Genomic DNA, 22,800 nt, shown 5'->3' on the forward strand with positions numbered 1-22,800 from the left:
TGAGCATTCCGCGCATGAAGCGGTGACAAAGAATCTTAGCACGCAAGAACCAGTCGTTGTTATGTTAATCGTTTCTATCCTAATAAGGTCCTGCGCTGGGCTCAGGATGACAGCTGAGTAAACAACGCTTCCGCCAAAATTCCCCCAACGTCAAAACCCGCTTACCTTTACCGTCTCTTCTTTCACGTGTTCCTGCTCATGCGTCTGATCCGCTTCCGCGCCGCCGCCTTGTTGGCATTATTGATTACGAATTACTCATTACTAATTGGCTCTGCCCAGGCCCAGGCCCCCAAAACCTATACTTCCTCGGAAATCCTGCTGGGGCTGAAAAAGCTCAACGTCCTGGGCTCGGTCCTGTACGTGGCCGCCCACCCCGACGACGAAAACACCCGCCTGATTGCCTATATGGCCAACGGCCGCCTGCTGGAAACCGGCTACCTGAGCTGCACCCGCGGCGACGGGGGCCAGAACCTCATCGGCCCCGAATTGCGCGAGCAGCTCGGCGTTATCCGCACCCAGGAGCTGCTGGCGGCCCGCCGCATCGACGGCGGCCGGCAGTTCTTTACCCGCGCCAACGACTTCGGCTTCAGCAAAACCGCCGAGGAAACCTTCACCATCTGGGATAAGGAGCAGGTGCTATCCGACATGGTCTGGGTGATTCGGCAGCGCCGGCCCGACGTGCTCATCACCCGCTTCCCGCCCGATGCCCGCGCCGGCCACGGCCACCACACCGCCTCCGCCATCCTGGCCGCCGAAGCCTTCGACGCCGCCGGCGACCCCAAGCGCTTCCCCGAGCAGCTGAAGTACGTGCAGGTGTGGCAGCCCAAGCGCCTGTTCTGGAACACCGGCTCCTTCTTCGTGAAGCCCGGCGAAAACATGGACGGCTACCTCCGGCTCGACGCCGGCGGCTACAACCCGCTGCTGGGCCAGAGCTACGGCGAAATTGCCGCCCGCAGCCGCTCTCAGCACAAAAGCCAGGGCTTCGGCTCGGCGGCCACCCGCGGCGAGGCCCTGGAATACTTGCAGCAGGTGAAAGGTGACAAAGCCAGCAAAGACCCCTTCGAAGGCATCGACCAAAGCTGGAACCGGGTGCCCGGCGGCGCGGCTATTGGGAAAATGATTGACGAGGTGATTCGCAAGTATGACGCGGGGAATCCGAGCGCGAGTGTGGCGGGGTTGCTGAAGGTGCGGGGAGCTTTGAATAGTTTGCCAAATGATAAATTCTGGGGGGGTGAAAGAGTAGCTACTGTTGAGAATCTAATAAAAGCTTGTCTGGGCTTGTATATCGAAGCTGTTGCTGTTGAACCTTCGTTTTCAGCAGTTGCGCTAGTGCCAGCATCTAGGAACGGCTACAATCCTAAATATTCAGTCTCCTACGAGGTAGTTGAGCGCTCAAATGTGCCTCTAAAGCTGAATCGGCGAGGAGCTTATGTCGCTCCATATGTACAGCCAATGGGTAAGCCTGCACTTATCGATAGTGAGGATCTAAATATTAGTATGAAGCCTAATGAAAAGCTTAATGGGACATTGGAAGTAGGAGGAGAATTTACAAACGCTTTAGCTTCACAACCTTATTGGCTTACTGATGTAAGTACAACAGGTATGTACTCAGTACAGCAGCAAGATAAAATAGGGAAGCCTGAAAACGAGGCTGTTGCAACGGTCGATTTTCAATTTGAAGTTTATGGTGAAAGTATATCTTTCACCGTCCCCGTTCAATACAAAAGCACCGACCCGGTGGAAGGGGAGAAGTACCGCCCGCTCACCGTGGTGCCGCCCGTGGCCGTCAACATCGGCGGACGGGCCTACGTCTTTGCCGATAATACTCCCAAAACCATTCCCGTGACCCTGCGCACCGGCCGCGCCGGCGTCAAAGGCTCCCTGGCCCTGACGCTGCCCGCCGGCTGGAAAGCCCAGCCCGCCACCGCCAGCTTCGACCTGACTGCCAAAGACGCCGAGCAAACCGTCTTCTTCCAGGTGCAGCCTGGCCCCGGCGCCGCCGAAGGCAAATCCGAAGTAAAAGCCGTAGCTACCGTGGACGGCAAGCAGTACTCCCGCGGCTACCAGGCCATCCAGTACAACCACATCCCCACCCAAACCCTCTTTCCTGAAGCCGTGGCCCCGCTCGTTAAGCTGGACCTCAAGCGCAAGGGCCAGGAAATCGGCTACCTCATGGGCGCCGGCGACGACGTGCCCGACGCCCTGCGCCAGATCGGCTACAACGTGACCCTGCTCAAGCCCGAGGATATCAACGCCGACTACCTGCGCCGCTTCGACGCCGTGGTGCTGGGCGTGCGGGCCTACAATACCGTGAGCCAGCTGCGCAACCTGCAGCCCAACCTGCTGAAATACGTCGAAAACGGCGGCAACGTGGTGGTGCAGTACGTGGTGAACCGCGGCACCGTGCTGCCCGAAATCGGCCCGTACCCGCTGAAGCTGAGCTCTGACCGGGTGACGGTGGAAAACGCCGCCGTGACGTTCCTCAACCCCAAGCAGCCGCTGCTGAACATGCCCAACAAAATCACCGCCCGGGACTTCGAGGGCTGGCAGCAGGAGCAGGGCCTCTACTACCCCAGCAGCTGGGACCCTAAGTATCAAACCGTCATCAGCAGCCACGACCCCGGCGAAACGGCCAAGGAAGGCGCCATCCTCGTGGCTGACTACGGCAAAGGCCACTACATCTATACCGGCCTCTCGTTCTTCCGTGAGCTGCCCGCCGGCGTCCCCGGCGCCTACCGGCTGCTGACCAACATGGTGTCGTTGGGCAAGTAATGCTAATGTGCTGATGTGAGGAATGTGGGTAATGCAGAACTCGTGTCATTGCGAGCCTGCGAAGCAATCCGTCCTCTGCGCAGTACTACCTGACCTTTTACCAAAAAGCCCTTTCCCGCACGAGCAGGAAAGGGCTTTTCACAGAAGGAAGCTCAGCACGTTTCAGGGCATGGACTGCCGCCGCTGGATGTGAGGAATATCGTGCCTCGCAATGACACATCTTCACTTATCCTCATGCTACCTACCTAAAGGCTTTTATCCCCAAAAAACTGAACGAACCGTGCGCTGCTCACGGTTGCAGGACACAATAGCGTAGCTTCGCTGCCCCACCCGCCCTTCTGCCTATGCCCCACGCGCTACTCACTCCGCGCCAGTTTCTGTGGCTTACCGCCCTGCTGCTGCCCACCTGCCTGCTACTCATCGTCTTTTTCGACCAGCCCTTGGCCCGCTTCATCCACCAGCACTGCGCGGCCCTGAAGCCCTTTTTCGGCAGCTTCACCGGAGCCGCTGAAATTATCCATGAAGCCACGCTTCGGGCACGCCTGTTCAAGGTTCCGGCCCTGTTTCTGGGATTCGGCATCATGTACGTTGTGGGCCGGTGGCTGCTGAAGCTGCCCCAGGCTAGGTTATTTCTCGTACTGCTGCTAGTTCACTTGGCCAGCGTAGCCACGTCCAACGTGCTCAAAGGCGTGCTAAGCCGCCTGCGCCCCGCCGCCTTATTCAGCCCTGGCTACCCCGATTTAGGCTTCAACTATCCTCACCACCCCCACACGGGGTCTTTTCCCAGCACCCATACTGCTACGTTCTTCAGCCTGTTTGTGCCGTTGGTGCTGGCTTTCCCGCGCTTACGGCCCCTGCTGCTAGTGCCCGTGCTGATCGGTATTGGCCGCCTCGTGCTCGATATGCACTACCTCTCCGACGTGCTGTTTTCGGTCTGGCTGGTGGTGCTCTTTACGTTTCTGGCCGGTCAGCTGGTCCAGTTGCCTGCTATTGCCGGCTCGCAAGCAGCGTTGGCTACCAAGTAGTGTCTCTTCACTCCGCAACCAGACTGAGAGTATGAGCTGCTGCTGGATAACGGAGTGAAACGGGGAGCCGCCGCTGCTGCCCACCCGGTTCTTCCTGCTCAGCGCCAGCCTATTCCTGCGGTCATCCAGCCGTTGCCCGCTATCTTGCTGCCCCAATCTGCTTTCTAACGTCCTGCCCCTTGCCCGCTTCTGCTCCCGAAACCGATAAACCACCGCTGCTGGCCTCCTGGCGGGCCTGGTATGCCCTGGTAATGGCTGCCCTGGCCGCCGAGCTGGTCCTATTCCTGATCCTGACCCGCCTTTTCGCATGAGCCTGCTCGACTGGCTGGTGCTGGGTGGCACGCTCCTGTTCATCGTTGGCTACGGCACCTGGCGCACCCGCGGCAGCCGCACCCTCGACGCCTACCTGCTCGGGGGCCGCCAGGCCAACTGGTGGGGCATTGGGCTGAGCATTGTGGCTACCCAGGCCTCGGCCATTACCTTTCTGAGCACCCCGGGCCAGGCCTACGACGACGGGATGCGCTTTATCCAGTTCTACTTCGGGCTGCCGCTGGCCATGGTCCTCATTGCCGCTGTGGCCGTGCCCATCTACCAGCGCCTGCAGGTATTCACGGCCTACGAATACCTCGAAACCCGCTTCGACCGGCGCACCCGCACGCTGGCCTCGGTGCTGTTTCTGGTGCAGCGCGGCCTGAGCAACGGCCTCTCGCTCTACGCGCCGGCCCTGGTGCTGTCGGCCATTCTGGGCTGGAACGTCAGCCTCACCGTCTGGCTGATTGGCGGGCTGATGATTAGCTATACCGTGGCCGGGGGCACCCGCGCCGTGGCCGTTACCCAGCAGTGGCAGGTGGCCGTTATTTTCACCGGTATGGTCATTTCGGGCTATCTGCTGGTGCACTACCTGCCCGCCAACGTAGGCTTCACTGAGGCCGTGCAGGTGGCGGGCTTCCACGGCAAGATGAACCTCATCGACTTTCACTTCGACCCCAAGGACCGCTACAACTTCTGGACCGGCATGACCGGCGGCCTCTTCCTGGCCCTCTCGTACTTCGGCACCGACCAAAGCCAGGTGCAGCGCTATCTGTCGGGGCAAAGCGTGACGGAAAGCCGCCTGGGCCTGCTCTTCAACGGCTTGGTGAAGGTGCCCATGCAGTTCGGTATTCTGCTGATCGGGGTGCTGCTGTTCGTGTTCTACCAGTTCAATCAGCCCCCGCTCACCTTCAATATTCCGGTGCGCGAGCAAATTGTCCGTAACCCGCAGTTCGCGCCGCAGCTGAAGGAGCTGGAGCAACGGCAGACGCTGCTGTTCAGGGCCAAGCGCGAGGCGACCACCCAACTCGTTACGGCCCTGCAAGGCGAGAATGCCGTGCAGATTGCGGCGGCCCAGAGCTACTTGCAAACCACGGAAGCCGCTACCAGCGGCCTGCGCACCGAAACCAAGGCCTTCCTAAAGCAGGCCGTGCCCACCGCCGAAGCTAAGGACACGGACTATATCTTCCTCAGCTTCGTGCTGCGCTACCTGCCCCACGGCCTGGTGGGCCTGCTCATTGCCGTGGTGCTCAGCGCCGCCATGAGCTCGGCCGCGGCCGGCCTCAATGCCCTGGCCAGCACCACAATCATCGACCTCTACAAGCCCTCGCGCCCCCACCTCGACGAGATGCACTGCGTGCGGGCCTCGCGCTGGGCCACCATTGGCTGGGGCGTGCTAGGCATCGGCTTTGCCTTGTTTGCCGCCCGCCTCGAAAACCTTATTCAGGCCGTCAACATCCTGGGCTCCATCTTTTACGGGACCATTCTGGGTATTTTCGTGGTAGCCTTTTTCATGAAAGGCATCGGTAGCCGCGCCGTATTCCGCGCCGCCATCGTTACGCAACTGCTCATTTTCCTGCTGTTCTTCACCACCGACATTGCCTACCTCTGGTACAATATCATCGGCTGCGCCCTGGTCATGCTTATTAGCATGCTCAGCCAGAAGCTCCGCCCCGAGCCTGCCAAAGCCATAGCCCAAGCGGCGTAAGGTTAATATGCTAATGTGTTGGAATGTGGGGGAATGTGCTAATGCAGAACTCGTGTCATTGCCGCGCTTCGCTCGCAACGACAGGGAGGTAGAACGCAAAAAGGCCCCGCACAACAGCGTTGTGCGGGGCCTTTTACTTAACCGGAAACCCGATTACTTGCCTTTCTTGGCTTCGGCCATCAGGTCTTCGTTCATTTTTACGTAGTCGGCGTTCTTGGCGTCGAGGGCCAGCTTGCGCGACTGTTCGGCCGAGGCCGCGGCGCCTTTGTAGTCCTTCAGCTTCATCTTGATTTTAGCCTCGGTGTGCACGTTCCAGAACTTAGGCTCCTTCTCGTTGACTTTCTGAATCCAGGTCAGGGCCTGCTTCATGTCCTTATTGTTGTCGTAGTAGTACACGGCGGCGGCGGCCATGTCGTTGGCCGAGGCGTTGGCGTTCTTGATGACTTTCTCATCAATCTGGGCCATTACCTTGGGGTCCACGTCGGTGCTGATCTTGAACTTGGCACCGGTCAGCTCCCACATCATGTCCACGTTGGCCGTGGCCGGGGTGAGGTCCGAGAAACCGATGGTGAAGGTTTCGGCTTTTGCACCCAGCTTGTAGGTTTTGGCCGAAACGCGCACCACATCCTGGTCGTCCTTGAAGCCGTCCACGTCGGCGCCCTGCTTGGTGTTTTTGTTCAGGACCACCAGCCACTCGGTCTTGTTCGGAATGGTGTAGATACCGTACTCGCCGGCCGGTAACTTTTTGCCTTCCAGGGTCACGTCATCCGAGAATTTGATGGTCGTGGTTTGGTTGGCACCCGTGCGCCAGCGTTTGCCGAATGGCACGAGCGTACCGAACACGGCGCGGCCCTTGGCGCTGGGGCGCGAGTAGGTGATGGTGACGTCGGTGAGACCCACGCGCTGGGTTACAGTGCTTTTGGGGCTGGCAGCGGGCGTGCTAATTTGCGCCTTGGCCGCGCCGCTCAGCAGCAGGCCACCTACGAGCAGCGTAGCACCCAGGGTGCGGGAAGAAGACTTCAAAAGGGAAGTAGAGAGCATACAAAAGGAATTGTGGAGATTGGACCCGGTAAAAATAGGGAAATCTGCTACACCAAGGGTGCTGTTACGCCAGGGTTACTAAAAATATTGGCCCCGGCTGCTCATCCGTTTGGCTTCGGCTACACCTGCTGCTGCGGAATCTGCTGGGCCGCCAGAATCTGCTCAATATCGGCGGCAGTAGCGGCGGCTGGCAAACAGCGCAGATCGAGGTAGTAGCAGGCGGCTTCCGAGGGGTAGAGCAGCAGCCAGTGCGGCTTTACCCAGGCTGCCTTTTTTATGGCCGACCATTGCACGGAAAACTGCACCAGCTCACTTTGTCCCCGCAGCTCATTGGGTCGCAGCGTATACACAATGCTACGGCTGAGCTGAGCGCGGCTTTTTTCGTAGCCCCGCCGCATCAGCCAGCGCACAAACTGAGCGCGCCCAACCAGAAAGACAATGCCTACGAGCAGCAGCGCGGGATTGGTCCAGGAGGTTAGCTGCCCAGAGTTCCGGACCAGGGTATACACTGTGCCAATGGTCAGCAAGGCGAGGGCCCCGACGAGTAGCCAGTTGCTGCGGCGGGTGCCCAGGCGCTGGTTCCACATCCGGTGATTAATAGCTACGTAGTCGGCTTTGGATAAGGAAACCGGCAGTAAAGTAATACTGTGCATGGCCGTAAAGATGCTTATTGCGGGGCCGTAACCGGCCGCGGGAGCAACGCCAGTAAATCAGCGGCAGTGGCTGGCGGCTCTATCTGATTCAGATCGAGGTAGTAGCAGTGTTCTACGGAGGTGTAGAGCAGCAGCCAGTGCTGCACGGCTTGGATGCTGTAGAACTCGTTCCAGCGGTAAAAGCGTCGGCCGTTCTGCGTGATGTGGATTCCGTGCGTGTCCGCAACAAAGCTGGTGGGCAGCTGCTTATCCGGGCCTTGCCGGTAAGCCTGCCGGTATTCCCACCACTGGTGCAGCAAGCCCAGCAGCATGAAAATCGTAATCAGCAACGCCCAGCCCAGCCACGAAACCGACCGCGTCCAGTAGATGGTAAAAGCTCCCGCCGCTAACACGTAGGCCCAGCGCTGGGCTTTCACTTTCCACGGATCAGCTGTTTCGGGCTTGGGGGCTGGCTGCGCGGGGTAGCGCCGCCGCTGCTGCTCCTGGTGAATAGCCTGATAATCAGCAAAGGAAACGGTGGAAGGGGCCACTTCAATGGGCGGGACAACGGAAGTTAGCACGGACAAGCGCAGGTCGATAGGATAGAGAATAGCAGACAGGTCGGGCCGCGCAGGCGCAGCTTACGTTGCGGATTCTAAGTAACAAAAAAGGACGAAGCACTGCTTCGCCCTTTTGTCAGGTATGTCATCCGGCCAATCCGAAAAATCCGTCTGAAGCCCGTAGTCTAGCTCAGCTCAAACTGCAGCTTGAGCAGGTTGGCATACATGCCGTTTTCGTTGTTGCTGAGCTCGTCGTGGGTGCCCTGCTCCACGATGCGGCCCCCGTCGATAACCAGAATCTTGTCGACTTTGCGGATGGTGCTCAGGCGGTGGGCAATGATGATGCTGGTGCGGTTCTGCATCAGCTCGTCCATGGCGCTTTGCACCAGCTTTTCGCTTTCCGAATCGAGGGCGGAGGTGGCTTCGTCCAGAATCAGGATGGCGGGGTTTTTCAGGATGGCCCGGGCAATGGCAATGCGCTGGCGCTGCCCGCCCGAAAGCTTCACGCCCCGCTCACCCACCAGCGTGTCGAGGCCTTCGGGGAAGGTAGAAATGAACTGCCAGGCGTTGGCCTGGCGCGCCGCCGCCGTTATTTCGGCTTCGGTGGCGCCAATTTTACCGTAGGCAATATTCTCCCGGATGGAGCCGCCAAACAGCAGGGTTTCCTGGGGCACGATGCCGATGTGCTGGCGCAGCTCGGTGAGGTCGTACTGCTGCAGGTCGCGGCCATCAACCAGGATTTTGCCGCCGCTCAGCTCATAAAACTGCATCAGCAGCTGCACGATGGTGCTTTTGCCCGCGCCGCTGGGGCCCACCAGCGCAATCTTCTCGCCGGCCTGAATGTCGAAGTCAATGTTCTTGAGTACCGGCAGATCGGGGCGGGTGGGGTAGCTGAAGGCCACGTTGCGGTAGTCGATGTCGCCGCGCACCTGCAGGGGCGCCGTGCCGGCTACGCGGGGCCGGTGCGTGGGCTCGGAAGGCTCATCGAGAATCTCCAGAATCCGCTCGGAAGCACCCAGCGTGCTTTGCACCTTGCCGTACAATTCGCCCAGGCCGCCCACGGAGGCGCCGATAAAGATGGTGTAGAGGGCAAAGGAAGTCAGGTCGCCGATAGTCATCTGGCCGGCGGCTACCAGGGAAGCAGCCCGCCACAGCACCAAGATGATGCCGCCAAACAAGCCGATGATAACAAACGACACGAAGCCGCCGCGGTAGAGGTTGCTGCGCAAAGCCGACTGCAGGGTGCGGTTCAGCGAAGTGCCGTAGCGGTTGGTTTCGAACAGCTCGTTGGTAAAGGCCTTTACCGTGTTGATGCCCTGCAGGGTTTCCTCCACAATGACGTTGGTTTTGGCCAGCTCTTCCTGGGTAGCCTTGGCCAGCACCCGAATTTTGCGGCCAAATACCATGGCTACCACCACGATGGGCGGGAAGGTGAGCAGCATAAACATGGACAGCTTCACCGACACCATCATGATGAAGATGATGCCCACAATCAGGGTCGTGACCTGGCGAAACAGCTCGGCTAGGGTCAGGGAAAACGAGTCCTGAATCATGCCCACGTCGGAGGTGATGCGCGAGGTAATGGCCCCTACCCGGTGCTTTTCGAAATACGGAATGGGCAGCGTCACGAACTTCTGGTAGAGCGACTGGCGGATGTCGCGCACGGTGAACTCACTGACCTGGGTGAAAAACCAGATGCGGCCAAACGAGAACGTGCCCTGCAGCAGGATAACGGCAAACAGGCCGATGGCAATCTGGGTGATGCTGAGCGTAAGGCCGTTGGGCAGCACAAAAGGCTTACCGTTGGCAGCATCCGTGAGCTTGCCAATCACCCAGGGGAAGCCCATGGTAGTAGCGCTGGACAGCGTGAGCAGGACCAGACCGATGATGAACTTGGTGCGGTAGGGCAGCACGTAGCGAAAAATCCGCAGGCCGTGCCGGAAGCTTTCCTTGGTTAATTTCTTCTTGGGCACGTCCGGGTCAAGGGTCGTGCCGCTGGTATTCATTCCACTTCTGGCCATTCTGGGTACTTAGGTGCGGGGTGCGCTTGGTTCGGATCGGGAGGCAGCGCCTCGTATAGTTCGGATGGGTTCTGTTCCTGAGTGGGTTAGCACTCCGCACCAGACATCAATAGCGGTTATTCAAATTTTGTTTTGCCCTGCTCGACTTTGAGCGAACTGGCATCCCCGAAAGGTACGGGCAGCTGCACCTGAATGGCTACCGGCTGGCCCTTGCGGGTGGCCGGCTTCCAGGCGGGCATCTGGCTTAGCACGCGCAGGGCTTCGGCGTCGCACTCGGGGCTCAGGCTTTTGGTCACGCTGGGGTTGGCCACGCGGCCATCCGTGTCGATGGTAAAGCTGGTGAGCACCGTGCCCGTAATGTTAGTGACGCGCGCGGCCTCCGGATACTTTACGTTCTGCTGAAAAAACGCGCTCAGGGCCTGGGCCCCGCCCACAAACTGCGGGGGCACATCGGGCCGGTTGGCGGCGGGCTTGGCCTGGGCCTGCATGCGGCCGGGCTTGAGCACCACGGGCGGCTTGGCCGGAGCCGGCTGCTGGGCCCGGGCCGACAGGGCCGACACAACTAGCAGCAAAGAGAAGAATAGGTGTTTCATGGAAGCTACGCGAATAAAAGCCCCGCACGAACCCGTGCGGTAGCTCGGGCCCCGACCGCGCAAAGGTACGCACGGAAAGCCCAAGCCAACAGCTTCTGCCTAAACAACCTGGGTTAAGCAGGGTTCAATTCGGCCACGGGCTGGCGCGAAATGGCCAGCAACCCCAGGAAGGTGAGCAGGCCATTGACGAGCAGAATCTCGAAGCCGAACTCGTAGCCGCCCAGCCACGCCTTGGAGTTGGCGTTGAGCACGTAGCAGAACACCGGCGGCCAGGCGCACATCCAGGGCACGTACTTGTCGTGGAGAAGGCGCCGGGTGAAGATGCCGAAGCTGAAGAGGCCCAGCAGCGGCCCGTAAGTATAGCCGGCGGCCTTGAACACGGCCGAAATCAGGCTCTGGTCATTCAGCATCCGGAAAATCAGAATGATGACAACCAGCACGAAGGTGAACATCAGGTGGGTGCGCTGCCGCAGTACGCGCTGCCGTGCCTCGGGGTACTTGCTGATGGTCAGGAAGTCGACGCAGAAGGAGGTGGTTAGGGCCGTCAGGGCTGAGTCGGCCGAGGAGTAGGTGACGGCAATGATGCCCAGGATGAACACGACGCCCGCGAAGATGGAAAAGTGCTCGGTAGCCAAGAGCGGAAATACGTCGTCGCCGATGATTTTGCCGGCCGCATTCACCGGCAGCGTGATACCCTTGGCGGCCGCGTACTGGTAGAGCAGCACGCCCAGCGACAGGAACAGCATGTTGACCGGCACCAGAATCAGGGCAAACCAGAACATGTTTTTCTGGGCGTCGCCCAGGGAGCGGCAGCTCAGGTTTTTCTGCATCAAATCCTGGTCGAGGCCGGTCATGACGATGGTAATGAACATGCCCGACACGAACTGGGTCCAGAACTTGCGCGAGTCGGTCCATTCCCAGAAAAAGATGCGCGACATATCCGACTCGCGCACCGTGGTAATCACCTGCTGGAAGCCCAGGTTCAGCTCATCCGAAATCAGGTACACCGAAATGCCCACCGAAGTCAGCATGGCCAGGGTCTGGAAGGTGTCGGTCCAAAGAATCGTTTTCAGGCCGCCGCGGAAGGTGTAGAGGTAAATCAGTAGAATGCTCACGGCCACCGTCACGGCGAAGGGCACGCCCAGATCGTCGAATACGGCCACCTGCAGCACGCCCGCCACCACGTAGAGGCGCAGGGCGGCCCCGATGGCGCGGGAAATGAGGAAAAGTCCGGCCCCGGTCTTGTAGCTCCAAAACCCGAAGCGTTGCTCCAGATAGGTGTAGATAGACACCAGATTGAGCTTGTAATAGAGCGGCAGCAGCACCGTGCCAATGACAAGGTAGCCGACCAGATAGCCCATGACCACGGCCATGTAGCTCCAGGCCTGGGCGTGCACCATGCCCGGCACCGATATGAAGGAGACGCCGGAAAGTGAGGTGCCAATCATGGCAAAGGCCACCATGTACCAGGGCACGTTGCGGTTGGCCACGAAGAAACTGTCGCTGGTAGCCTTGCGCGAGGTGAGCAGGGCAATGATGATGAGAATCGTGAAGTAGCCCGCAATCAGGCTCAGAATCAGGGTAGGGGACATACGAAGCGGAATGGGCCGGTAAAGATACGGCCCGCCGCGGGACTGGTCGGAAAAGTTGGTGCTGCCGCCTGATTATGGTACTTAACTTATACGGGAGTCGGCCAGCCGGCTCAGGGAAAGGCAGAGCGTAGATGGCCAGAAGGTCTAATCTTTTCGGCGGGAAGGTAGCTGCAGGGCAGCAGGTAGATTTTGGTACTATATAAAGAATTATCCGGGCATCGCAGCAAAAAGCCCGCTTAGTTTAACTAAGCGGGCCTTATTAATTATAGCAAACTGCTATTCCCACTCCGGCCAGGGCAGCACTTCCCCGACTTTAGGCACGTGCAGCTCGCCGCGCAGCATGCCGCCCGTGGCCACCTCCTGCAGGGTGCGGATGGGCTCGGAGGCCGGCTCGTCGCTCAAATCGAAGGTGCCGTGGTGCATGGGTACGATGTGGCCGGCGCGCAGCACGTTGGCCGCCTTGGCCGCCTCGTGGGGGTTGGTGTGGCTGAGCTGCATCATAAAGGCCGGCTTGTAGGCCCCGATGCCCACCAGGCAGATATCAACGGGGCCAAACTGCTGCTCGATGTCCCCGAAATGGTCGGCGTAGGCGCTGTCGGCGGCGAAGTAGATGAGCTTGCCCTGGGCCCGAATCAGGAAGCTGCCCCAGAGTACTTTGTTCAAATCGTTCAGGCCGCGGCGGTGCCAGTGGGCGGCCGGCAGGTAGTAGATTTCCAGTGCGGCATCGGCGCCCAGGTCGAATTGCTGCCACCAGCCGGCTTCCTGCACCGGCAGGGAAGAAGCCATACCGCGCAGCAGCGGTGCCATGCGCAACGGAGCCAGCACCTGCACCTGGGGGTTCTGGCGGGCCACGAGCTTGATGGAGGCTTCGTCCAGATGGTCGCGGTGGCCGTGGCTGAGCAGCAGGTAGTCGATGCCGGTGAGCTCCTCGGGGCGGCAGGGCAGGGGGTGGCGGCGCTTCAGAAACGTGGAGTCGAACAGCAGCGGGTCGAAGAGCAGGGTAGTGCCGCCCGAGCGCAGCACAAAAGTAGCGTGGCCCAGCCACACGAGCCCATCGGCTTGGCTTTGCAGAAACTCCGAGCAGCTTACCACTTCCGGCACCCAAGTATCGGCCTTCTTTTCCTCCTTCTGCGGGTTTTCGGTCAGCACTTTCCAGCGGAACACATTGCTGAACTGCGGCGTGTAGAGCTCCTCGCCGTTGGCAAACTGGCTGCCGAACAGCTTGTTGCCAGGGTAGCCGGGCTTAACGGTGCGGAGCTTTTCATTGCGGGCGTAGGTGATGCGGGCAGCCATGCGGGCGGAAGTCGGAAGAAAACGTGAAAGCCAAAGAAACAGCAAAGCCCCGGAAACTTCCCGGGGCCTGGATATACTGCCGGTAAAACGACGGGGTTAGTACCCGAACGGACCGATGGAATAGGGCGAGTAGCCCGGCGCGGCGCCGTTGGAAACCCGCACGCCGCCTGAAATGGTCATGTGCTCGGTTATCTTGAAGTCGGCGCGCATGTTCACGCCCGAGCCCAGGTTGTTGAAGCCCGCGTACGGATTGACGCCGCTGCCAAAGGTAGCCGGCGTGAGGTCTTTCCAGGCCGAGCCCACCAGCGTCACGCGCGGCGAGAGGGAGTAGGCGCCGCCGCCCTGCACGATGTAGCGGTTCAGGCCGGCCAGTCCGATGGTGCGCGCCCCCTCCGGCGTGACGGCGCCAATGCCGGGCATGACGCGCATGTAAGTGAGGCCCGCAAACACCGAAAACCGCTTCGTCAACTGGTAGGAAGCCAGGGGCGTGAGGTAAGACGCCGAGCCAAACCGGCCCGCCGTTACAAAGCCCGCACTCATGCTATACGACGCGCGCGGACCCGCAAGGCCCAGCTTGGGCGCCGCCTCGGTGGGCACGGGCGCGGTGGGCAGCGTCGTGGTTTGGGCCAGGGCCGGACCGGCCGATACGCCCAGCAGCAGCGTGAGAGCAAGAGTAGAACGAAGCATAGCCAGCAGAAAGGAGGGGTAACGGATAATTTGGTTCACCAAGATACGAAACGCAGCCGCAGGAAAAAGAATGCCCGCCCGCGGCCCAACCGTGAATTTAGCCTTATCTAGCAGGCCGTATTCACAGTTGCAGTATGGCCGACTTCGTTTCCTACCAACAGTTTCCCAACCCCGAAGTTGCCGCGCCGCTGCTCGAACTGCTGCGCCGGCACGAGGTAGCCTTTGAAACGGAGTTCGACAAGCCCCGGTTCGACGCCAGCTTCGCCAACAATGCCACGAGCACCTATTTTGTGGTGAAGTTGCATCCGGAGGACTTCGAAACGGCCCGGGCCCTGGAGGAAGCCCAGAATCAGGAGCTGACCAGCCAGGTGGCCCCCGACCATTATCTATTCGCCTTCACCGATGAGGAGCTGATGGACGTGCTGCTCCGGCCCGACGAGTGGAACAGCTTCGACGTGACCCTGGCCCGCCAGATTCTGCAGGACCGGGGCAAGACGATAAGCCCGGAGGCGGCCCGCCTGCTGCGCCAGCAGCGCAACGCCGACCTGGCCCAACCCGAGCCTTCCCAGAAAGCCTGGATTGCCTGGGGTTACCTCACGGCGGTGCTGGGCGGCCTGTTTGCCTTTTTTATCGGATGGCACCTGCATACCCACCGCAAAACCCTGCCCGACGGCCGCAAGGTCCACGCTTTCACCCCCGGCGACCGGGCCCACGGCCTGCGCATCATGGTGCTCGGCGCCCTGATGGTGCTCGGGCTGATCTGCTTCCGGATTTATTCGGCCGGCTGAGCCAGGAGCTTGAAGCTGCGCCAGGCCTGCCAGGCTACGGCGGCCATGCAGGCCGCAAACCAGGCAAAAGGCAGCTCCAGCCGCACCACCGATAAGCCACCGCACACCAAAATGGTGGCAAAGCTGGCCAGGCCCTGCACCGCCTGGTTCAACCCGAAAATCTCGCCTCGGTCTTCGTCGGTGGTGCGCTGGGCCAGCAGCCCCTCCAACAAGCCCTGAATCAGCGACAAAGTCAGGCAGTCGAGGGTGATGATGATGTAAAGCCAGAGCCGCGACGTGCCCACAACGCCGTAGGCTGCCAGCACCGGCACGCTAACCAGGGCCAGCCAGAAAATAGCTTTGCGCTGGTTGATGCGGTCGGCAAAGTAGGTGTAGAAGATGTAGTTGATGGCAATGCTGAGGCTGCCGAAAAACATGAAAAAGTACGACAGCGCCCGGGCATCCATCTGCAGCGGCCCCAGGCTGGCGAAAGGCACGAAGTAGAAATAGTAGCCGGTGCTCATCGTCAGGGCTACCTGCATGAGCACAATGGTGCGCAGCCCGCGGGCCGGGGTATCCTTGGCCTGCAGGCGGCTCCAGATGGTCAGCACGTTTACGGAGCGACTCAGCTCGGCCCGCAGCTCGGTCCCGCGCACCCCGTTGCGCTGGGTGTGGGTTTCGCGCATGGCCAGGCTCAGCAGCACGTTCAGGGCAGCCAGGGCTACGGCCAGGCCCACCACGTAGCCCGCCTGCTGGCCCGGCGGCACGGCCAGCGTGGTGAGCAGCAGCCCCGAGGCCATAGGACCCAGCACAAAGCCCAGGGAAATGATGGCGCCTTCGATGCCCAGGTTTTTGAACAAGTCGTCCTTGTTGGAAATGTCGGTAATGGCCGAGCGGATGGTGGCATACATACCGTTGGTCAGGCCGTCGCTCACGCGGTTGGTGAAATAGAGCCCGGCCCGCACCGGCAGCAGCAGGCAGTTGGCCAGCAGCGTGCCCAGGGCCGCCACAATCAGAATCGGCCGCCGCCCGAAGCCGTCGGAGAGCTTGCCTAGCACCGGGGCCGAAAACAGCTGCACGCCCAGAAACAGCGCCGTGCCCACCGACAGCCACAGCTGCGGCTGGGGCAGCCCGCGCACAAACTCCGGCATGATGGGCCCAATGGCCGCTCCCACGATGACGTCCAGCAGGATAATGGCGTAAATCAGCAGCAGCCGGGAGTCTTTGGGCATAAAGGAACGTAATGTGGCTAATCGATGCCGGTAGCTGAAAACTCCAGAACGGTCCTGCTGAGCTTGTCGAAGTATCTCTACTGCCAAAACAATTTAATTTTACTGTTGCGGTAGATATGCTTCGACAAGCTCAGCAGGACGGCCTTTTTTCGTTTTTATTCACAGCTTGTTGTATAGAATGGCGTGAACCCAATACCTTAAAAAGAAGGGACGCCATTTGCCGGCGTCCCTTCTTGTTTTCTCTCGGAGCAAAGCTACTTCGTCTTCCCGTTGAGCCAGTCGGCCCGAAACTTCTTCATGGCTTTGGTTACGGGGCGCTTGGCGGCTTCGTAGGTTACTACTTCCAGCACGGGGTCCTCGGTCAGGGTAAGCTGGGTGGTGCGGATGCCGCCGCGGGTGCGGTACTCCACCGCTACTACGTCGCCGGGCTTGTGGGCGGCCAGCAGCTCCTGCACGGCCTTGGGGCTGCTCAGGCGCTGCCCGTCAAGCTTGCGCAGCACGTCTTCCCGGTCGAGGCCGGCCTGGTAGAGCGGGCTGTCGAGATACGGGGTGCCGATGGAGGCGGTGCTATCGGCGGGGTTGTAGGTCAGGCGGGTACCCAGGCTTACCTGTCCGGCCCGGGCCCGCCGCACCAGCAGGCCGGCCGGGGCCAGCAGCTGCTCGAACTTCGGCAGTTCATGCCCCAGAATATGCTGGCGGAAAAACTGGCCGGCAAAGGCCGTGTCTTTGCTTACCTGACCCAGCACGCGCTGCAAATCGGCCAGGGTGTAGGGCTTGGCCGGGGCATAGTTCTGCTGTTCTTTGCCGTGCTGCTCCCACACGGCGCGCATGTAGGCATCCAGCGTGGTTTTGTGGTTCTGGCGCAGCAGCATGTCCAGGGCCAGGGCGTTGGCGCCGCCAATGAGGTAGTAGGACAGGTAGGTGTTGCCGCGGTTGTTGGGGTCAATAGCGGCGGCGGCGTCCACGAAGGGCGCCTGCTGGCTCATCTGCACCGGCGAGTAGCGGGCCGCGCCCGGCGAGTTCAGTATGGCATTGACCAGCCCACTGAGCGCGTACTGGGCGTACTGGTCGTCAGTGAAAATGCCGGCCCGGCGCATGATCAGGTCGCCGTAGTACTGGGTGAAACCTTCGGCAAACCAGAGTGAGTTGCTCATATTGGCCCGGTCGAAGTCGAAGGGCTCCAGGTCGCGGGGACGGATACGCTCCACGTTCCAGGCGTGGAAAAACTCGTGAGAAACCGTACCCAGATTGTTCACGGCATAGTCGCCGCGCAACGGGCGGTTGCTGGTTACGGAAGTCGAGTTGCGGTGCTCCATGCCATCCGAGCTGGTCTGAGGCAGGTAGTTGGCCACGAAGGTGTAGCGGCCGAAGTCGAAGGCGGGCAGCTCGCCGAACACGGCTCCGGCCTCCTGCACGATCTTCTTGGTTTTCTCCGTGTAGGCGTCCAGCTCGGCGTCGGTGCCCTCGTGCAGCACGGCCATTTCGATGGTGCGGCCCTGATGCTGCCAGGAGCGCACTTTCTGCGGCCCCAGCGAGGTGGGGCTGTCCATCAGGTATTGCATATGGGGCGCGTAGTACGTGCCTTTCGTGGCATCGGGGCGCAACTGGGTAGCCACCTGCCACCCCGTGGGCAGCTTAAACTTCACCTCGGCCGGCCGCTGCTCCTGACCTTTGCCGTAAGCCAGCGTGGCGGGCATGTTCAGGTGGGCATGAATGGCATCGATGCCGGCGTAGGTGCCGTCGGTCCGGTCGCCAAACAGCGTGTAGGTGAAGCGCACCGTGCCGTCGTGGCCGCTCACGTCCCAGCCGTAGGGGTCGGGTCGGCTGACGGTCAGGGCATTGCCTTTCGAGTCGGTGGCCGCAACGGCGTACACGTTCTTGGCGAATTCGTGCAGGGCGTAGCGGCCCGGCGAGCTGCGGGCCATGCGCACCTGCAGCGGCCCGGCGGGCAGCTCCGAAAACACGACGGTAACCTGGGCTTCGTGGTGCACCGCGTTGGGAAAAGCTACGGTGTACTGCACGGGTGCTTGCGCCAGGGTGGCCACGGGCAAAGCCAGGGCAAGTAGGAGAGTGGCGGCGGATTTCCGCATAGGAAAGGAAAACGAGGATGGATGCCTAAAAATAGGGCCCGCCGCCGCTAATCAAGCCCCGGGCGCCAATAGTTTTTCCGCGCTGCGGCCTCAGGGGCAAATACCAGAGGTCAGTTTAGCTGAACACGGAGCCCTCGGCCATGCCGTGAAAAAACAATGTTTGCTGCCGCCGCTGCAAGCCCAAAGCACCTAATTCCAGCGCCAGATCGGGCATGTGGCGGCCACTGATACCGGTAGTGAGGCGGAAAAAGCTGTACATCATCGAGAGCAATACCCGCTGCCAGAGCGGGCGGGCAGGCCGAAAGTCGGCAACCAGCCAGGGAGCGGCAGGGCGGCGGGCTTCGTTCAGACGTCGCAGAATGGCCCGCAGCCGCTCGGGTGCAAACAAGTCGAGAAAGAAGAAGGTAATGATGGCGTCAAACGACTCGCCGGGCCCAAGCGCCTGCTCGGTGCCCAGCCGGAACTCGACCTGGGCGGCGCGCTGCGGGTGCAGTTGCAGCAGCGTTTCGCGCGACTTGGCCAGCATTACCGCCGAAGCCTCCAGGTACAGCACCCAGGCTTCGGGCTGGCGCCGCAGCACCTCGCCCAGCACCCAGCCCGTGCCGCCCCCGATGATGAGTACCTGGGTCCGGCCCGTGGGTAAGCCCGCCAGCGCCGCTTGCTGGGCCTGCCGCAGCGCGTCGCCAAACACCAGGCGAGCCAGCGGGTCGTAGAAAGCGGCTACCCGGTCGAAGCCGGTATCGGCAAGGCTCATGGGAAAAGAAAATCGGGCGGTAGAAGAAGCAGAGAAGTACGAGCCCAGGATCAAGACCGACCCGAAGCCCGGTCTCGTCGTATGCAGCTATTCTTACCTCTTCTACGCAGCAATGACCAATCATATACGCCGGCTCGTGGCGGGCTTCATGTTATTCACGGCAGAATTCGCCGTGACGCTGATTATTGGGGTGCTGGGCGTCGTGGGGTTTCTGGCTTTGGGGCGGGAGGTGCTCGACCGGGATGCCGCCGTATTCGACGCCCGGGCGTTTCACTGGGCCCGGCACATTCTGGGGGAAAACCAAAGCGGCTGGGTCGAGCATATCACGTTTCTGGCCTCGCGCAACTTTATTTCGGCCGTGGCCCTGCTGCTGATTGGCTACTTTCTGGTGGTGCGCCGCCACCGTTGGTACACCCTGCTGGTACCGGTAGTGGCTCTGGGCAGCATTACGCTGAATCTGGTGCTGAAAAACACCTACCAGCGGCCCCGGCCGCTGCTGCCGCTGGTGTCAGCCTCGGGGCTGAGCTTCCCCAGCGGCCACGCCATGATCAGCGCTTCGTTCTACGGCTTGCTGATTTACCTGGTCCTGACCCACGTGCGGCACCAGAAAGTGCTGCGCTGGCTCTTGGTTGTGGCCCTCGTTCTGCTGATTCTGCTCGTCGGCCTGACGCGCGTGTATCTGCGCGTGCACTATGCCTCCGACGTGCTGGCGGGCTTCACGGCCGGGCTGGTTTGGCTCTTTATTGCCATTCCGCTGCTCCAGCAAATCGAGAAACGGGTAAAAAATCGATTTAAATACGCGCCGCAATTAGCTGAAAAACAGCCAGAATAGCGTTCTGGCAAAGATTTTTCAGGATTTTTTTCGCGCAAAGCTTGATAAACTACTTCGAAGCCTTGTATCTTTGCATCGTTGAAAGACACCCCGCCAGGGATTTTGGTCTGACAACAAAGAGCTGCGCTTGTGGCGAAATTGGTAGACGCGCTGTCTTCAGGCGGCAGTTCCGCAAGGTGTGAGAGTTCGAGTCTCTCCGAGCGCACCACGAAAGCCGATCCGAAAGGATCGGCTTTTTTGTTTTCCGAATGGTTGGTTTTCACTAATTCCGCGCAGCTTTCCCTCGGCTCTGTTACCCCATGAAAAACCTCGGTACGCGTCTGGCCAGTCTGCTCGCCTTTCTCACGGTGGAAGTAGGCGTCTTGCTGCTCGTGTTCCTGAGTTCATTAGCCGCATTTTTCTATCTGACCCGCGTCGTGTTCGTGCAGGGTTCCCTGGAGCTCGATCAGCTGGGCTTCCAGCAGCTCGACCGGCTGCGGGCCGCCGTGCCGGGGCTAACCCCGTGGGTGGTGCGCATCACGTTCTTTGCCTCCGCGCCGTTTCTGGTGCTGGCCGGCGTAGCCATTCCGGCCGTGCTGAGCTGGCGCAAGCGGCGGCGCGAAGCCCTGGAAGTGTTTTGGGCCGTGGCTGGCTCGGCTATTCTCAACCAGCTGTTCAAAACCCACTTTCACCGGCTGCGCCCCGATACGGCCCTGTTTCCGCAGCTGGGCCTGAGCTTTCCCAGCGGCCACGCCATGATTGGTATGGCCCTCTACGGCTGCCTGGGCTGGCTGCTCTGGCGCCACGGCCGGCACCCGCTGTGGGCCGTGGCCCTGCTGCTCTGGGCTATCCTGATTGGCCTGACGCGCATTTATCTGCACGTGCATTACACCACCGATGTGCTGGCCGGCTTTGCCGCGGGCCTGGGCTGGCTGCTACTGCTGCGCTCCGGCCTGCACCTCTGGTGGCGGGAGAAAGACAGAGTGCAGCGGGAAGCTTAACCTGTTATTGCGAGGGCGAAGGATATTCCGCGCCTCATGCGGCGTCAAGCCGTCCGCTGCCAGAGAGTGTGGGCGCTGAGCCTAGCTGGTAAACTGCCGCTGACGCGGGCGGTGTTGCGCAACCAGTTCAGGTACAAACAGCCAAAGCTGGAGCGCACGGTGTTCGTACCTGAAATTATAAGAGCCTGTTGGCCTGGCGGCGGGGTATGCTAAAGATGCGCGGCTGGTGGATGAGCTGGCTAGCTTCGGGTTCGGGCACGTTGAAATTAGTACAGTGATGCCGCGGGTGCAGCCGGGCAACCCCGCGCCCTACCTGTTTTGTCACCTCCGAGAGGGCCCGCCAGCTAAGGCTAGCGGAATAAAGAGCTAACGTTGGGATAGATTGTGCTGGCGAAGCAATTGATTACGCAGGCCATAATTTTTTTGACGGTGAAAAAAAGGATCAAAAGCGCGTCGTTTAGCCCGTTAGGTCGAAAAACAAAAGGAGGAAAAAGCGGCGCGAAAAAAAATCAGTCTTACCGATGAGTTGCCGAGTGCAACAATGCTGTAGTTTTGCAGCATGCTTCAACCAAAAAGCTTGTTGATGAAGCGCGAGGTCCTGCTCGACAGGGAACCGCGAGTAGACCGGAAGGTCTTCGCCGCTATCGGTTTTCCTGATTTTGCCTCTGGTATTTCCGTTGTTTTTTCAGGTATTGCCCCGCCACCGTTTCGGATTCCGAAACGGTTTTTTTATGTCCATTGCGTTCGGCTGCTGCCCCGTGGCCAATGCATCCTGCCTAATTCAACCGCGGTGTAAGAACATCAGAATCAGATAGCCTTACACATTCCTTACTCCTGACTACGACCTCACTTTTCCTCCACTCCGGTATGGCACGTAAAGATCTGCTCGACATCGCATCCCTTCACCGTGAGGAAATCGAGTTTTTGCTCGACCAATCCACGTCCTTCAAAAAACTCTTCACCCAGTCGGTGAAGAAAATCCCGGCCCTCGATGGCAAGTCCGTACTGATGCTGTTCTACGAGGCCAGCACCCGCACCCACTCCTCCTTCGAGGTTGCGGCCAAACGCCTTTCGGCGGAGGTGACGAACTTCAACATCGACCATTCCTCCATCACCAAGGGTGAGTCGGTGCGCGAGACTATCGAGACGCTCCAGGCCATGCGCACTGACTACATCGTTGTCCGCCACGGCCACTCCGGCCTGCCCGGCATGATTGCCCGCCAAACTACGGCGGCAGTTATTAATGCCGGCGATGGCGCGCACGAGCACCCGACCCAGGCCCTGCTGGACGCCTTCACTATCCGGGAGAAATTCCCTGACCCCCGGGGCAAAAAAGTCCTCATCATCGGCGATATTCTCCACTCTCGCGTGGCGCGCTCCACCAGCACCCTGCTGCAAAAGCTGGGTGTGGAGGTGGCGTATCTGGGCCCCGGCTCACTGGTACCCAAGTATATTCCGGAAAGCATCCGCCGCTTCACCGACTACGAAGCAGCTATGGCCTGGTCGCCCGATGTGGTGTATCTGCTGCGCGTGCAGATGGAGCGTCAGGACGTGCAGTTTTTTCCCAACGTCCGGGAATACCACCGGGTCTACGGCATTACCAACGCCCGGCTGGCGGAAATCCGTGACCGGGGCCTCTACATCATGCACCCCGGCCCCGTGAATCGGGGAGTCGAGCTGTGCGACGCCGTTATGGATTACGAACGCAGCCTGATTACCAACCAGGTCGAAAATGGCATCTCCATCCGCATGGCCGTGCTCGACTGGCTCACGCCGGGCGGGGAATTCCCGAAGCAGGAATCGTATGTCGCACGGCAGCGGGCCAGCTCACCGGTGATTATGCCCTAAATGCCCAACGCGGCGGCTGGTTCCGCCCATGTATCTTCATCTTCAACAGCCCGAATACCCACCA

General features: G+C 60.4%; 20 protein-coding genes and 1 tRNA gene. 10 read left to right on the forward strand and 11 right to left on the reverse strand.

From position 1 onward, the window contains the following. Positions 1–198: 198 nt before the first annotated feature. The 4 genes from LGH70_RS08920 (at position 199) to LGH70_RS08930 (ending at position 5,814) form a co-directional block, all read left to right on the forward strand. Positions 199–2,772, forward strand: a complete 2,574-nt coding sequence (locus tag LGH70_RS08920) for a PIG-L family deacetylase (protein WP_226184887.1) — start codon at positions 199–201, stop codon at positions 2,770–2,772. Between the two features lie 344 nt (positions 2,773–3,116). Next, positions 3,117–3,797, forward strand: coding sequence for a phosphatase PAP2 family protein (locus LGH70_RS08925; RefSeq protein ID WP_226184888.1), 681 nt, complete (start codon positions 3,117–3,119; stop codon positions 3,795–3,797). Between the two features lie 179 nt (positions 3,798–3,976). Next, a complete protein-coding gene (locus LGH70_RS23580) occupies positions 3,977–4,108 on the forward strand; it encodes a hypothetical protein (RefSeq protein ID WP_262905288.1) in 132 nt (43 codons plus the stop codon). Then, entirely contained in the window at positions 4,105–5,814 is a 1,710-nt protein-coding gene (locus tag LGH70_RS08930) for a sodium:solute symporter family protein (protein WP_226184889.1), read from the forward strand. Before LGH70_RS23580 ends, LGH70_RS08930 begins: the two co-directional genes overlap by 4 nt. A gap of 153 nt (positions 5,815–5,967) precedes the next feature. Here LGH70_RS08930 and LGH70_RS08935 read toward each other — a convergent pair whose 3' ends face one another. From LGH70_RS08935 to LGH70_RS08970, 8 genes are all read right to left on the reverse strand, one after another. Beyond that, a complete protein-coding gene (locus LGH70_RS08935; RefSeq protein WP_226184890.1) occupies positions 5,968–6,837 on the reverse strand; it encodes a DUF2911 domain-containing protein in 870 nt (289 codons plus the stop codon). Between the two features lie 137 nt (positions 6,838–6,974). Then, positions 6,975–7,508 (reverse strand): hypothetical protein, encoded by a 534-nt coding sequence (locus LGH70_RS08940; RefSeq protein WP_226184891.1) that lies wholly within the window; start codon positions 7,506–7,508, stop codon positions 6,975–6,977. Between the two features lie 14 nt (positions 7,509–7,522). Beyond that, positions 7,523–8,068, reverse strand: a complete 546-nt coding sequence (locus LGH70_RS08945) for a hypothetical protein (protein ID WP_226184892.1) — start codon at positions 8,066–8,068, stop codon at positions 7,523–7,525. 164 nt (positions 8,069–8,232) lie between these two features. Next, positions 8,233–10,068, reverse strand: coding sequence for an ABC transporter ATP-binding protein (locus LGH70_RS08950; protein ID WP_226184893.1), 1,836 nt, complete (start codon positions 10,066–10,068; stop codon positions 8,233–8,235). 116 nt (positions 10,069–10,184) lie between these two features. Beyond that, a complete protein-coding gene (locus tag LGH70_RS08955; RefSeq protein ID WP_226184894.1) occupies positions 10,185–10,661 on the reverse strand; it encodes an energy transducer TonB in 477 nt (158 codons plus the stop codon). Positions 10,662–10,774: 113 nt separating this feature from the next. Further along, on the reverse strand, positions 10,775–12,253 hold the full coding sequence (locus LGH70_RS08960; RefSeq protein ID WP_226184895.1) for a sodium:solute symporter: 1,479 nt from the start codon (positions 12,251–12,253) through the stop codon (positions 10,775–10,777). Positions 12,254–12,529: 276 nt separating this feature from the next. Continuing rightward, a complete protein-coding gene (locus LGH70_RS08965) occupies positions 12,530–13,546 on the reverse strand; it encodes an MBL fold metallo-hydrolase (RefSeq protein WP_226184896.1) in 1,017 nt (338 codons plus the stop codon). A 96-nt stretch (positions 13,547–13,642) separates the two neighbouring features. Further along, positions 13,643–14,233, reverse strand: coding sequence for a hypothetical protein (locus LGH70_RS08970; RefSeq protein ID WP_226184897.1), 591 nt, complete (start codon positions 14,231–14,233; stop codon positions 13,643–13,645). 134 nt (positions 14,234–14,367) lie between these two features. Here LGH70_RS08970 and LGH70_RS08975 point away from each other — a divergent pair, with 134 nt between their 5' ends. Further along, entirely contained in the window at positions 14,368–15,021 is a 654-nt protein-coding gene (locus LGH70_RS08975) for a hypothetical protein (RefSeq protein ID WP_226184898.1), read from the forward strand. Here LGH70_RS08975 and LGH70_RS08980 read toward each other — a convergent pair. The 3 genes from LGH70_RS08980 to LGH70_RS08990 form a co-directional block, all read right to left on the reverse strand. After that, a complete protein-coding gene (locus LGH70_RS08980; RefSeq protein WP_226184899.1) occupies positions 15,006–16,232 on the reverse strand; it encodes an MFS transporter in 1,227 nt (408 codons plus the stop codon). The genes LGH70_RS08975 and LGH70_RS08980 overlap by 16 nt on opposite strands. A gap of 254 nt (positions 16,233–16,486) precedes the next feature. Beyond that, positions 16,487–18,322, reverse strand: a complete 1,836-nt coding sequence (locus LGH70_RS08985) for a M61 family metallopeptidase (RefSeq protein ID WP_226184900.1) — start codon at positions 18,320–18,322, stop codon at positions 16,487–16,489. A 115-nt stretch (positions 18,323–18,437) separates the two neighbouring features. Beyond that, positions 18,438–19,076, reverse strand: a complete 639-nt coding sequence (locus LGH70_RS08990) for a class I SAM-dependent methyltransferase (RefSeq protein ID WP_226184901.1) — start codon at positions 19,074–19,076, stop codon at positions 18,438–18,440. Positions 19,077–19,188: 112 nt separating this feature from the next. On the opposite strand from LGH70_RS08990, the gene LGH70_RS08995 reads away from it, so the two are divergent. From LGH70_RS08995 to LGH70_RS09015, 5 genes are all read left to right on the forward strand, one after another. Further along, the gene (locus tag LGH70_RS08995) at positions 19,189–19,908 is read left to right on the forward strand and encodes a phosphatase PAP2 family protein (protein ID WP_226184902.1); all 720 of its coding nucleotides are present in this window, start codon (positions 19,189–19,191) and stop codon (positions 19,906–19,908) included. Positions 19,909–20,031: 123 nt separating this feature from the next. Next, a tRNA-Leu gene (locus LGH70_RS09000) sits at positions 20,032–20,116 on the forward strand. A 91-nt stretch (positions 20,117–20,207) separates the two neighbouring features. Then, positions 20,208–20,888 carry a phosphatase PAP2 family protein gene (locus LGH70_RS09005; protein WP_226184903.1) on the forward strand — a complete coding sequence of 227 codons (681 nt, stop codon included), beginning with the start codon at positions 20,208–20,210 and terminating at the stop codon, positions 20,886–20,888. A gap of 226 nt (positions 20,889–21,114) precedes the next feature. After that, the gene (locus tag LGH70_RS09010; protein ID WP_348533742.1) at positions 21,115–21,258 is read left to right on the forward strand and encodes a hypothetical protein; all 144 of its coding nucleotides are present in this window, start codon (positions 21,115–21,117) and stop codon (positions 21,256–21,258) included. Positions 21,259–21,755: 497 nt separating this feature from the next. Next, complete coding sequence (locus LGH70_RS09015) at positions 21,756–22,736, forward strand: aspartate carbamoyltransferase catalytic subunit (protein ID WP_226184904.1); 981 nt, start codon at positions 21,756–21,758, stop codon at positions 22,734–22,736. Positions 22,737–22,800: the final 64 nt, after the last annotated feature.

The organism is Hymenobacter nitidus, from assembly GCF_020447315.1.
Taxonomy (GTDB): Bacteria; Bacteroidota; Bacteroidia; order Cytophagales; family Hymenobacteraceae; genus Hymenobacter; species Hymenobacter nitidus.

Coding starts and splice junctions, on each gene's coding strand:
- LGH70_RS08985 (WP_226184900.1), bottom strand. CDS start 18,322: ATGCGGAAATCCGCCGCCACTCTCCTACTTGCCCTGGCTTTGCCCGTG.
- LGH70_RS08960 (WP_226184895.1), bottom strand. CDS start 12,253: ATGTCCCCTACCCTGATTCTGAGCCTGATTGCGGGCTACTTCACGATT.
- LGH70_RS09015 (WP_226184904.1), top strand. CDS start 21,756: ATGGCACGTAAAGATCTGCTCGACATCGCATCCCTTCACCGTGAGGAA.
- LGH70_RS08920 (WP_226184887.1), top strand. CDS start 199: ATGCGTCTGATCCGCTTCCGCGCCGCCGCCTTGTTGGCATTATTGATT.
- LGH70_RS08940 (WP_226184891.1), bottom strand. CDS start 7,508: ATGCACAGTATTACTTTACTGCCGGTTTCCTTATCCAAAGCCGACTAC.
- LGH70_RS08990 (WP_226184901.1), bottom strand. CDS start 19,076: ATGAGCCTTGCCGATACCGGCTTCGACCGGGTAGCCGCTTTCTACGAC.
- LGH70_RS08950 (WP_226184893.1), bottom strand. CDS start 10,068: ATGGCCAGAAGTGGAATGAATACCAGCGGCACGACCCTTGACCCGGAC.
- LGH70_RS08975 (WP_226184898.1), top strand. CDS start 14,368: ATGGCCGACTTCGTTTCCTACCAACAGTTTCCCAACCCCGAAGTTGCC.
- LGH70_RS08930 (WP_226184889.1), top strand. CDS start 4,105: ATGAGCCTGCTCGACTGGCTGGTGCTGGGTGGCACGCTCCTGTTCATC.
- LGH70_RS08995 (WP_226184902.1), top strand. CDS start 19,189: ATGACCAATCATATACGCCGGCTCGTGGCGGGCTTCATGTTATTCACG.
- LGH70_RS08970 (WP_226184897.1), bottom strand. CDS start 14,233: ATGCTTCGTTCTACTCTTGCTCTCACGCTGCTGCTGGGCGTATCGGCC.
- LGH70_RS08925 (WP_226184888.1), top strand. CDS start 3,117: ATGCCCCACGCGCTACTCACTCCGCGCCAGTTTCTGTGGCTTACCGCC.
- LGH70_RS09005 (WP_226184903.1), top strand. CDS start 20,208: ATGAAAAACCTCGGTACGCGTCTGGCCAGTCTGCTCGCCTTTCTCACG.
- LGH70_RS08965 (WP_226184896.1), bottom strand. CDS start 13,546: ATGGCTGCCCGCATCACCTACGCCCGCAATGAAAAGCTCCGCACCGTT.
- LGH70_RS08955 (WP_226184894.1), bottom strand. CDS start 10,661: ATGAAACACCTATTCTTCTCTTTGCTGCTAGTTGTGTCGGCCCTGTCG.
- LGH70_RS08980 (WP_226184899.1), bottom strand. CDS start 16,232: ATGCCCAAAGACTCCCGGCTGCTGCTGATTTACGCCATTATCCTGCTG.